Annotated in this window: 8 protein-coding genes; 3 read left to right on the top strand and 5 right to left on the bottom strand. The window is 60.3% G+C overall.

The genetic code is table 11. The annotated features are described in order from the left end of the window. The first annotated feature begins 20 nt into the window (after positions 1–20). Positions 21–464 carry an excinuclease gene (locus tag PS14A_RS01390; protein WP_101156598.1) on the top strand — a complete coding sequence of 148 codons (444 nt, stop codon included), beginning with the start codon at positions 21–23 and terminating at the stop codon, positions 462–464. A gap of 197 nt (positions 465–661) precedes the next feature. Here the strand turns inward: PS14A_RS01390 and PS14A_RS01385 are convergent, their stop codons facing one another. Beyond that, positions 662–1,045 carry a type II toxin-antitoxin system PemK/MazF family toxin gene (locus PS14A_RS01385; RefSeq protein WP_076565246.1) on the bottom strand — a complete coding sequence of 128 codons (384 nt, stop codon included), beginning with the start codon at positions 1,043–1,045 and terminating at the stop codon, positions 662–664. Positions 1,046–1,231: 186 nt separating this feature from the next. Between PS14A_RS01385 and PS14A_RS01380 the strand changes: the two genes are divergently transcribed. Then, positions 1,232–1,669: a hypothetical protein gene (locus PS14A_RS01380; protein WP_024011278.1), complete on the top strand. Its 438-nt coding sequence runs from the start codon at positions 1,232–1,234 to the stop codon at positions 1,667–1,669. 83 nt (positions 1,670–1,752) lie between these two features. Here the strand turns inward: PS14A_RS01380 and PS14A_RS01375 are convergent, their stop codons facing one another. Further along, positions 1,753–2,655 (bottom strand): LysR family transcriptional regulator, encoded by a 903-nt coding sequence (locus tag PS14A_RS01375; RefSeq protein WP_212615113.1) that lies wholly within the window; start codon positions 2,653–2,655, stop codon positions 1,753–1,755. A 119-nt stretch (positions 2,656–2,774) separates the two neighbouring features. Between PS14A_RS01375 and PS14A_RS01370 the strand changes: the two genes are divergently transcribed. Then, positions 2,775–4,049: an MFS transporter gene (locus PS14A_RS01370; protein ID WP_212615112.1), complete on the top strand. Its 1,275-nt coding sequence runs from the start codon at positions 2,775–2,777 to the stop codon at positions 4,047–4,049. Between the two features lie 174 nt (positions 4,050–4,223). Here the strand turns inward: PS14A_RS01370 and hemE are convergent, their stop codons facing one another. From hemE to gltB, 3 genes are all read right to left on the bottom strand, one after another. Then, a complete protein-coding gene (gene hemE / locus PS14A_RS01365; protein WP_212615111.1) occupies positions 4,224–5,291 on the bottom strand; it encodes a uroporphyrinogen decarboxylase in 1,068 nt (355 codons plus the stop codon). A gap of 253 nt (positions 5,292–5,544) precedes the next feature. Next, positions 5,545–6,963 (bottom strand): FAD-dependent oxidoreductase, encoded by a 1,419-nt coding sequence (locus PS14A_RS01360; RefSeq protein WP_007909438.1) that lies wholly within the window; start codon positions 6,961–6,963, stop codon positions 5,545–5,547. A 126-nt stretch (positions 6,964–7,089) separates the two neighbouring features. Then, a complete protein-coding gene (gene gltB / locus PS14A_RS01355) occupies positions 7,090–11,535 on the bottom strand; it encodes a glutamate synthase large subunit (RefSeq protein ID WP_212615110.1) in 4,446 nt (1,481 codons plus the stop codon). Positions 11,536–11,610: the final 75 nt, after the last annotated feature.

Below are 11,610 nucleotides of genomic sequence, written 5' to 3'. Positions count from 1 at the left end.
TCCAGGTCAAGGAGACCTACATGCACTTCAAAAAACTCGCCGCCGTCACCCTGCTGCTCTGCGCCCTGCCAGCAGTCAGCCAGGCCCGCGACACGGCGGTCTACCTGCCATTCGACAAAGCCGTCGCCGAAGCCACCCGCTCCGGCAAGATCGATGGCAGCGTGAAATTCTATCTGGCCGGCAACACCCCGGCGGGCAAAGTCACCGTGGTCAGCCCCGACGCCGTGACCAACAAGAAAACCAACGCCTTCAACAAATCCGACGAAGTCGCCTGCGAGTGGGTCGCCCAATCGGCAATCATCAGCCTGCACCAGGCCGCAAAAAACGCCGGCGCCAACGCCGTGACCAACATCGTCAGTTTCTACAAGCGCAACGAGCGCAAGGACGCGCAAACCTACGAATGCCACGCCGGCGCGATCATGGCAGGCGTTGCGCTGAAGGGTGATCTGGCGAAGGTTCAGTAACCGCCAGAAACGACAAAGGGCGCCATTCGGCGCCCTTTCACAGACAGGTTGGCTTGTCATCGCCGATTACCTGCCTGGCTCTGCGATGGCTGGTTGCCCAGGATCCTCAGAGTCTCACAAGCCCCTTTCGGGAACGCAGGCAGTATTGCTTGAAATGCATCGGCAGACAACGGCTGGCGTTTCGCCTCTCGGCGCCATCACAATCCCAGGGCCTGTCTCACTGCGGCTTTGATGGCGCTAAATTCTTCTATTGCGAGATGTGAAATCAGATAGACGCGCCTTCCTCTACGATCTCGACTTTTAATTCGGTCGAGCCGTGAAAGGTTGACCGTCGCCACCATGTCACATTTGGCCCAGCATTTCGGACTGGCGCCTTGTAGATGACTCGCCAGCTCAAGATGGTGATCAAGCAGACGATCAGGCGCTGTAGTACTCAAAGGCACCACAGTTACCAACAGACTATTGCTGCGGTGTTTACGCAGAACGACAACGGGCCTGACTTTCACCATCTCAGGCACTTCATAGCCTCTGAAATCGCAAATCAGCACGCTGCCCTCCTTGGGCTGGTATCGAAGAGGCATCCGTGGCACTCACTGAAAAAGAGGCGATTTTGCGCAAAAATCGAGCGTTCCCCTAAGGCAGATCCGTAACGGGAAATGTAGCTCTCTGCAATCCCCTTGCTCCCTTGCACCATCTACACTCGCTTAAGCAGGTCCCGGCTCAGTACCTGCCCTCGCAGTTCTCTTTCACCGTCAAAGGAGATGACCATGCAAGTGAAAGCCCTGATGGCCGCTGCGCTTATCGCCCTGCTGCCAAGTGCCAGCCATGCCACCAACCTCATGTACATGCCTTTCGAAACCGTGCTGTCGGACGCCATTCGCGCCGGTCGGCTGGATGGCAGTGTGAAGTTCTACCTGATCGGCAACGGGCCGCAGGGCACTCAGCAGTTGCTGCGCCAAGGGGTGGTCAGTGATTTGAAAACCAACGGCTTCAACAAGAGTGATCAGGCTTCGTGTGAATGGGTGTTGCAGTCGAATCTGATCAAATTGCAGGCTGATGCCAAGCGGGTCGGGGCGAATGCGGTTGTGAATATAGTCAGTTACTACGACCAGCATGTGCGCAAGGATTTGAATACGTACGAGTGCCGGGCAGGAGTTTTTGTTACCCGGGTGGCTTTGAAGGGGGATTTGGTGCGGTTGCCCTGAAGGGCAAAGTCCAAAGATCGCAGCCTTCGGCAGCTCCTACATGGATCGGTGTAGGAGCTGCCGAAGGCTGCGATCTTTTGATTTCAGGTTCTCAGCGGTTCAACCTTGCGCGTCAGCAGTTCGACAAACGCCTTGGCCATCGGCGATTTCTGGTCCTTGCGCTGCACCAGCCAAACCGCCGAAACCGCTTCGGGATCGAGCAGCGGGCGGTAGACCACGCCGTCGATGCGCATGCGTTGGTAGGACGCTGGCAGCACTGACACACCGAGGCCCGCTGCGACCAGACCGATGATGGTCATCGCCTCGCCAGCCTCTTGGGCAAAGTGCGGGCTGAAGCCGGCATCACGGGCCAGACTGAGCAGTTGGGCATAGAGCCCGCTGCCATAGCTGCGCGGAAAAAACACGAACGGTTCCAGCGCCAGCGCCGAGAGAAACAGGCCTTCGTCGCTGCCTTGGGCCAACGGATGCTTGGAACTGAGCACCGCCACCAATGGCTCGCGCATCAACTCCACAACACTCAGTGAATCTGGCAATCCGAGCGGGCGCATGATGCCGACTTCGATCGACTCGTCCACCAAGGCATCGGCGACCATGGTGCTGCTCATTTCGCGCAAATTCAGATGCACCGCCGGAAAGCGCTGACGAAAGGAAAAAATCGCCTGCGGAATCGTCGAATTGAACGGCGCCGACGAGGTGAAACCAATTTTCAACTCACCCAGCTCGCCAAGTTGCGCACGCCGGGCAACATCCGCCGCCTTGTCGACTTGTGCCAGCACAAGCCGCGCTTCCTGCAGAAACAGGCGACCGGCCTCGCTCAACTCGACCCGACGATTGGTGCGTTCGAACAATCGCGCACCGAGCTGTTGCTCCAACGCCTGAATCTGCTGGCTCAGCGGTGGCTGGGAGATGCCCAGCACCTGTGCGGCCCGGCCAAAATGCAGTTCTTCGGCGACGGCGATGAAGTAACGCAGATGACGCAGTTCCATAGGATTCCCATTAGGTCGCTGAAGCTATCAAACAGGTCGAACAATATATTGGATAGAAACATTAGCCAGCTATATGATTTTTTTCATTGCCTGCCCGGCTGTGCTTTCCGAGGTCTGAAGTGAAAACTGCTGTCGCGCCCCTTGCCCACGAAATCCCGCCCCTTGCCGACGACGATGCCCGCGCCGAGCTGCAGGAGATCTACATCGAAAAAGGTACGCCGGCGTTCATGCGCACGGTGCTGGCGCTGTTCTGTGGCGGCTTTGCGACGTTCGCGCTGCTCTATTGCGTGCAACCGATGATGCCGCTGCTGTCCCACGAATACGGGATCAACGCGGCGCAGAGCAGTCTGATCCTTTCGGTGGCGACCGGCATGTTGGCCTTCGGTCTGCTGATCACCGGGCCGATTTCCGACCGCATCGGCCGTAAACCAGTGATGGTCGCGGCGCTGTTCGCTGCCGCGTTGTGCACCATCGCCAGTTCGATGATGCCGAGCTGGCACGGCGTATTGATCATGCGCGCGCTGATCGGCCTGTCATTGAGCGGCCTGGCAGCGGTGGCGATGACCTATCTGAGCGAAGAAATCCATCCACAGCACATCGGCCTGGCAATGGGTTTGTACATCGGCGGCAACGCGATCGGCGGGATGAGCGGACGCTTGATAACCGGCGTGCTGATTGACTTCGTCAGCTGGCACACGGCGATGCTGGTGATTGGCGGTCTGGCGCTGGTCGCAGCGGCGGTGTTCTGGAAGATACTCCCGGAGTCGCGCAACTTCCGTGCTCGCTCGCTGCACCCGCGCAGCCTGCTCGACGGCTTCACCATGCACTTTCGCGACGCCGGCCTGCCGCTGCTGTTTCTTGAAGCGTTTGTACTGATGGGCGCGTTTGTCACGCTGTTCAACTACATTGGCTATCGCTTGCTGGCCGCGCCGTACAACCTCGATCAGGTGTTTGTCGGTCTGCTCTCGGTGGTGTATCTGTCGGGGATCTATAGCTCGGCGAAGATCGGTTCGCTGGCGGACAAACTCGGGCGACGCAAAGTGCTCTGGGCGACCATTGCGCTGATGTTCGCCGGGCTCGCGCTGACGATGTTGACGCCGCTGTTGCTAGTGATCGTCGGCATGCTGGTGTTCACCTTCGGCTTCTTTGCCGCGCACTCGGTGGCGAGCAGCTGGATCGGCCGGCGCGCGTTGACGGCCAAGGGTCAGGCGTCGTCGCTGTATCTGTTCAGTTATTACGCCGGATCGAGCATTGCCGGGACGGCGGGCGGGGTGTTCTGGCATATGGGCGGGTGGAACGGGATCGGGCTGTTTATTGGTGCGTTGTTGCTGATTGCCCTGCTGGTGGCGTTGAAGCTGGCGAAGTTGCCGCCGTTGCAGGGCGTCAAAGCCTGACATAAAACCCTGTGGGAGCGAGCCTGCTCGCGAATGCACTGTGTCAGGCAACATCAGTTGAATGACACACCGCTTTCGCGAGCAGGCTCGCTCCCACAGTTGATTTGGGTACGACATTAGATCGTGCAAAAGAAAACGCCCGGCATTGGCCGGGCGTTTTTTATTGGGCGCTGATCACTCGTGATACTGCGCCGACAGCTCATGCACCGCGCGCAGGAACGCGCCGGCATGTTCCGGATCGACTTCCGGCGTAATGCCGTGGCCAAGGTTGAACACGTGGCCGCTGCCCTTGCCGTAGCTGGCCAGAATGCGCCCGACTTCAGTGCGGATCGCTTCCGGTTTGGCGTAGAGCACGGTCGGGTCCATGTTGCCTTGCAGCGCGACCTTGTCGCCGACACGGGCGCGGGCGTTGCCGATGTCGCAGGTCCAGTCCAGGCCAAGGGCGTCGGCGCCGGCTTCGGCGATGCTTTCCAGCCACAGGCCGCCGTTCTTGGTGAAGAGGATCACTGGCACTTTGCGTCCGTCGTTCTCGCGGATCAGGCCGCTGACGATTTTTTTCATGTAGGCCAGGGAGAATTCCTGATAAGCCGCCGCCGACAGGTTGCCGCCCCAGGTATCGAAGATCTGTACCGCTTGCGCACCGGCCATGATCTGGCCGTTGAGGTAGGAAGTCACCGACTGCGCCAGCTTGTCGAGCAGTAGGTGCATGGCTTGCGGATTGTCGTAGAGCATCGCTTTGGTCTTGCGGAAGTCTTTCGACGAGCCGCCTTCAACCATGTAGGTCGCCAGTGTCCACGGGCTGCCGGAGAAGCCGATCAGCGGTACGCGGCCGTTGAGTTCACGGCGGATGGTGCTGACCGCATCCATGACGTAGCCGAGGTCTTTGTGCGCGTCGGGGATCGGTAGGGCTTCGATGTCAGCGAGGGTGCTGACGACCTTCTTGAAGCGTGGGCCTTCACCGGTCTCGAAGTACAGGCCCTGGCCCATGGCATCGGGGATGGTGAGGATGTCGGAAAACAGGATCGCCGCGTCCAGTTGCGGGTAGCGGTCGAGCGGTTGCAGGGTGACTTCGCAGGCGAATTCCGGATTCATGCACAGGCTCATGAAGTCGCCGGCATGGGCGCGACTGGCGCGGTATTCCGGCAGGTAGCGACCGGCCTGGCGCATCATCCACACAGGGGTGACGTCAACGGGTTGCTTGAGCAGGGCGCGGAGGAAACGGTCGTTCTTCAGGGCAGTCATGTCGGCATCCGGAAAAAAAGTGCGGGCATTTTCTCAGAGCGCGAGGCAAAAGGCACGGATGTGGGTCAGCCTTTTGTCTATCGGGTCAATTTGTCGCGCTGGAACACGATTTTCCGCAACACCCTAAAACAACTGTGGGAGCGAGCCTGCTCGCGAAGAGGCCGGCACATCCAACATTGAAGTTGGCTGACAGACCGCTTTCGCGAGCAGGCTCGCTCCCACAGGAGTATTGCGTTTGGCTCAGGCGCCGGGGTTAGACACCCAGGTAATCGAGGATGCCTTCAGCCGCATTGCGCCCTTCGAAGATCGCCGTCACCACCAGGTCAGAACCGCGCACCATGTCGCCACCGGCGAAGATTTTCGGGTTGCTGGTCTGGTGCTTGTACTGACCTTGCTCAGGCGCAACAACGCGGCCCTGGCTGTCGGTCTGGATCTCGAACTGCTCGAACCACGGCGCCGGGCTCGGGCGGAAGCCGAAAGCGATGACCACGGCGTCGGCCGGGATGATCTCCTCGGAGCCCGGGATCGGCTCGGGGCTGCGACGGCCACGGGCGTCCGGCTCGCCGAGACGGGTCTCGACCACTTTCACGCCTTCGACCTTGTCTTCACCGACGATCGCGATCGGCTGGCGGTTGTAGAGGAATTTCACGCCTTCTTCCTTGGCGTTCTTCACCTCTTTGCGCGAGCCGGGCATGTTCGCTTCGTCACGACGATAGGCACAGGTCACCGACTTGGCGCCCTGACGGATCGAGGTGCGATTGCAGTCCATCGCCGTGTCGCCGCCGCCGAGCACCACAACCTTCTTGCCTTTCATGTCGACGAAATCTTCCGGCGACTTTTCAAAGCCCAGGTTGCGATTGACGTTGGCGATGAGGAAGTCCAGCGCGTCATAAACGCCCGGCAGATCTTCACCGGCAAAGCCGCCCTTCATGTAGGTGTAGGTGCCCATGCCCATGAACACCGCATCGTACTCGGCGAGCAGTTGTTCCATGGTCACGTCTTTGCCGACTTCGGTGTTGAGCCGGAACTCGATGCCCATGCCGGTGAAGACTTCGCGACGATTGCTCAGCACGGTCTTTTCCAGCTTGAACTCGGGGATGCCGAAGGTCAGCAGGCCACCGATTTCCGGGTTCTTGTCGAATACCACCGGAGTTACGCCGCCACGCACCAGCACGTCGGCACAACCCAGACCCGCCGGGCCTGCGCCGATGATCGCGACACGTTTGCCGGTCGGCTTGACCTTGGACATGTCCGGGCGCCAGCCCATGGCGAATGCGGTGTCGGTGATGTACTTCTCGACCGAACCGATGGTCACCGCGCCGAAGCCGTCGTTGAGGGTGCAGGCGCCCTCGCACAGACGATCCTGCGGGCACACCCGGCCGCAGACTTCCGGCAGGGTGTTGGTCTGGTGCGACAACTCGGCGGCCTGGAGGATGTTGCCCTCGGCCACCAATTTGAGCCAGTTTGGAATGAAGTTGTGCACCGGGCACTTCCATTCGCAATACGGGTTGCCGCAACCCAGGCAGCGGTGGGCCTGATCGGCCGACTGCTGGGGTTTGAACGGTTCGTAGATTTCAACGAACTCTTTCTTGCGTTGACGCAACAGTTTCTTCTTCGGATCCTTGCGCCCGACATCGATGAACTGGAAGTCGTTATTCAGACGTTCAGCCATTACTAAAACCTCTTACACGACAGCTCCAAGCTACAAGCTTCAAGCTGCAAGAAAATCACATTAGTCCGGTACAACGCGTACTAGCTTCAGCTTGTCGCTTGAAGCTAGTGGCTTGCAGCTGCGTCGTTACTGCGGACTCGCACGAGTACTGGAGAGCAGAGATTTCAGACTCGCTGCCTTCGGTTTGACCAGCCAGAAACGACGCACGTAATCATCGAGGTTCTCGGCGAGTTCACGACCCCACTCGCTGTCGGTTTCGGCGACGTACTCGTTCAGCACGTTCTGCAGGTGGCTGCGGTAGGCTTCCATCGCCTCGCCGCTGATCCGCTGGATCTCCACCAGTTCGTGATTGACCCGGTCAACGAAGGCGTTGTCCTGATCGAGCACGTAGGCGAAACCACCGGTCATGCCAGAACCGAAGTTGTAACCGGTCTTGCCCAGCACGCAGACGAAACCACCGGTCATGTACTCGCAGCAGTGATCGCCAGTGCCTTCCACGACGGTGTGGGCACCGGAGTTACGCACGGCGAAACGCTCGCCTGCGGTGCCGGCGGCGAACAGCTTGCCGCCAGTGGCGCCGTACAGACAGGTGTTGCCGATGATGGCGCTTTCCTGAGTTTTATAGACGCTGCCCTTCGGCGGCACGATGACCAGCTTGCCGCCGGTCATGCCTTTGCCGACGTAGTCGTTGGCATCGCCTTCGAGGTACATGTTCAGACCGCCGGCGTTCCACACGCCGAAGCTCTGCCCCGCCGTGCCTTTGAAACGGAAGGTGATCGGCGCCTTGGCCATGCCCTGGTTGCCGTGCTTGCGCGCGATTTCGCCGGAGATCCGGGCGCCGATCGAACGGTCGCAGTTGCAGATATCCAGCTCAAACTCAGCACCGCTGAGGTCGTTGATCGCCGACGCGGCCAGCTCGACCATCTTCTCCGCCAGCAGACCTTTGTCGAACGGCGGGTTGCGCTCGACGCCGCAGAACTGCGGTTTGTCCGCCGGGATGTGATCGCTGCCCAACAGCGGGGTCAGGTCCAGGTGATGTTGCTTGGCGGTCTGGCCTTCGAGGATTTCCAGCAGATCGGTGCGACCGATCAGCTCTTCGAGGGAGCGCACGCCAAGCTTGGCCAACCACTCACGGGTTTCTTCGGCGACGTAGGTGAAGAAATTCACCACCATGTCGACGGTGCCGATGTAGTGATCCTTGCGCAGTTTCTCGTTCTGAGTCGCGACACCGGTGGCGCAGTTGTTCAGGTGGCAGATGCGCAGGTATTTGCAGCCCAGTGCGATCATCGGCGCGGTACCGAAGCCGAAGCTTTCGGCGCCGAGGATCGCAGCCTTGATCACGTCGAGGCCGGTTTTCAGGCCGCCGTCGGTCTGTACCCGGACTTTGCCGCGCAGGTCGTTGCCGCGCAGGGTCTGGTGGGTTTCAGCCAGGCCGAGCTCCCACGGCGCGCCAGCGTACTTGATCGAGGTCAGCGGCGAAGCACCGGTGCCACCGTCGTAGCCGGAAATGGTGATCAAGTCCGCATAGGCCTTGGCCACACCGGCGGCGATGGTGCCGACGCCCGCTTCAGCTACGAGTTTCACCGAAACCAGCGCCTGCGGGTTGACCTGCTTGAGGTCAAAGATCAGTTGCGACAAGTCTTCGATCGAATAGATGTCGTGGTGCGGCGGTGGCGAAATCAGGGTCACGCCCGGCACTGCGTAACGCAGCTTGGCGATCAGCCCGTTGACCTTGCCGCCGGGCAGTTGCCCGCCCTCGCCCGGCTTGGCGCCTTGGGCGACCTTGATCTGCAGCACTTCGGCGTTGACCAGGTATTCCGGAGTTACACCAAAACGGCCAGTCGCAACCTGCTTGATTTTCGAGCTCTTGATGGTGCCGTAACGCGCCGGATCTTCACCACCTTCGCCGGAGTTGGAACGCGCGCCGAGGCGGTTCATGGCTTCGGCCAGGGCTTCGTGAGCTTCCGGCGACAGTGCGCCCAGCGAGATGCCGGCGGAGTCGAAGCGCTTGAGCACCGATTCCAGCGGCTCGACTTCACTGATGTCCAGCGGCGTGTCGAGGGTCTTGACCTTGAACAGGTCGCGAATCATCGACACCGGACGGTTGTCCACCAGCGAGGTGTATTCCTTGAACTTGGCGTAGTCGCCCTGCTGCACAGCGGCTTGCAGAGTGTTGACCACGTCCGGGTTGTACGCGTGATATTCGCCACCGTGGACGAACTTCAGCAGACCGCCCTGCTGGATCGGCTTGCGCGGGCTCCAGGCTTCGACGGCGAGGGCTTTCTGCTCGGCTTCGATGTCGACGAAACGCGCGCCCTTGATGCGGCTTGGCACCCCACGGAAGCTCAGCTCGCAGACTTCTTCGGACAGGCCGATGGCTTCGAACAGCTGCGCACCACGGTACGAAGCGATGGTCGAGATACCCATCTTCGACAGGATCTTCAACAGGCCTTTGGTGATGCCCTTACGGTAGTTCTTGAACACCTCATAGAGGTCGCCCAGTACTTCACCGGTACGGATCAGGTCACCCAGCACTTCGTAGGCCAGGAACGGATAGACCGCCGAGGCGCCGAAACCGATCAGCACGGCGAAGTGGTGCGGGTCACGGGCGGTCGCGGTTTCAACGAGGATGTTGGAATCGCAACGCAGGCCTTTCTCGGTCAGGCGGTGGTGCACGGCACCGGTCGCCAGCGAAGCGTGGATCGGGAGCTTGCCCGGGGCGATATGGCGGTCGCTCAGGACGATCTGGGTACGCCCGGCGCGCACGGCTTCTTCAGCCTGATCGGCAACGTTGCGGATCGCCGCTTCGAGGCCGAGGCTTTCGTCGTAGTTGAGGTCGATGATCGCCCGTTCGAAACCCGGACGGTCGAGGTTCATCAGCGAGCGCCACTTGGCCGGCGAGATCACTGGCGAGCTGAGGATCACGCGCGAGGCGTGTTCCGGCGACTCCTGGAAAATGTTGCGCTCGGCACCGAGGCAGATTTCCAGCGACATCACGATCGCTTCACGCAGCGGGTCGATCGGCGGGTTGGTGACCTGCGCGAACTGCTGACGGAAATAGTCGTACGGCGTGCGTACACGCTGGGACAGCACGGCCATCGGCGTGTCGTCGCCCATCGAACCCACGGCTTCGTAACCTTGCTCGCCGAGCGGGCGCAGCACCTGATCACGCTCCTCGAACGTGACCTGATACATCTTCATGTACTGCTTGAGCTGGTCGACGTCGTAGAAAGCCGAACCGTGGTCGTTGTCTTCCATGGTCGCCTGAATGCGCAGGGCATTCTTGCGCAGCCATTGCTTGTACGGATGACGGGATTTTAGACGGTTGTCGATCGCATCGGTATCGAGGATCTGCCCGGTCTCGGTGTCCACAGCGAAGATCTGGCCAGGGCCGACGCGACCCTTGGCGAGCACGTCTTCAGGCTGGTAGTTCCACACGCCGATTTCCGAGGCGAGAGTGATGAAACCGTTCTTGGTGGTGACCCAGCGCGCCGGGCGCAGACCGTTACGGTCGAGCAGGCACACCGCGTAGCGACCGTCGGTCATTACCACGCCGGCCGGGCCGTCCCACGGCTCCATGTGCATCGAGTTGTACTCGTAGAACGCACGAAGATCCGGGTCCATGGTTTCGACGTTCTGCCACGCAGGCGGAATGATCATGCGCACGCCACGGAACAGGTCGATGCCACCGGTGACCATCAGTTCGAGCATGTTGTCCATGCTCGAGGAGTCGGAACCGACACGGTTGACCAGCGGGCCGAGTTCTTCCAGATCCATCAGATCGTTGGTGAACTTGGTCCGCCGGGCCTGCGCCCAGTTGCGGTTACCGGTGATGGTGTTGATCTCGCCGTTGTGGGCGAGGAAGCGGAACGGCTGCGCCAGCGGCCATTTCGGCAGGGTGTTGGTAGAGAAGCGCTGGTGGAACACGCAGATTGCGGTTTGCAGGCGCTCGTCACTCAGGTCGGGATAGAACGCGGCCAGGTCGGCCGGCATCATCAGGCCTTTATAGATGATGGTCTTGTGCGAAAAGCTGCAGATGTAGTGGTCGGTGTCAGCGGCGTTGGCCACCGACGAACGGCGACGGGCGCTGAACAGCTTCACGGCCATGTCCTGATCGCTCAGGCCTTCGCCGCCGATGTAGACCTGCTCGATCTGCGGCAGGCGTTCAAGGGCGAGGCGGCCGAGGACGCTGGTGTCGATCGGCACTTTGCGCCAGCCGATCAGTTGCAGGCCTTCGGCGAGGATCTCGCGGTTCATGTTCTCGCGAGCGGCTTCGGCCTTGGCCGGATCCTGATTGAAGAACACCATGCCCACGGCATATTGCTTGGGCATATCGACGCCGAAGCTTTCCTGGGCAATGGCTCGCAGGAAGGCGTCGGGTTTTTGAATCAGCAGACCGCAACCGTCACCGGTCTTGCCGTCGGCATTAATCCCACCGCGGTGGGTCATGCAGGTCAGGGCCTCGATGGCCGTTTGCAAAAGGGTATGACTGGGCTCGCCCTGCATATGAGCTATCAGGCCGAAACCGCAGTTATCCTTGAATTCATCTGGTTGGTACAGACCTGCTTTCATAGACACTTTCTCACCAGGCTGCCTCTACTCGAGGCAAATTTCTTTTCAATTCAACCACTTGCGATCCGCGCCGAA

The sequence above is a fragment of the Pseudomonas sp. 14A genome, assembly GCF_018132745.1.
Taxonomy (GTDB): Bacteria; Pseudomonadota; Gammaproteobacteria; order Pseudomonadales; family Pseudomonadaceae; genus Aquipseudomonas; species Aquipseudomonas mercuritolerans.
This window is presented reverse-complemented; position numbering and strand designations above follow the sequence as displayed.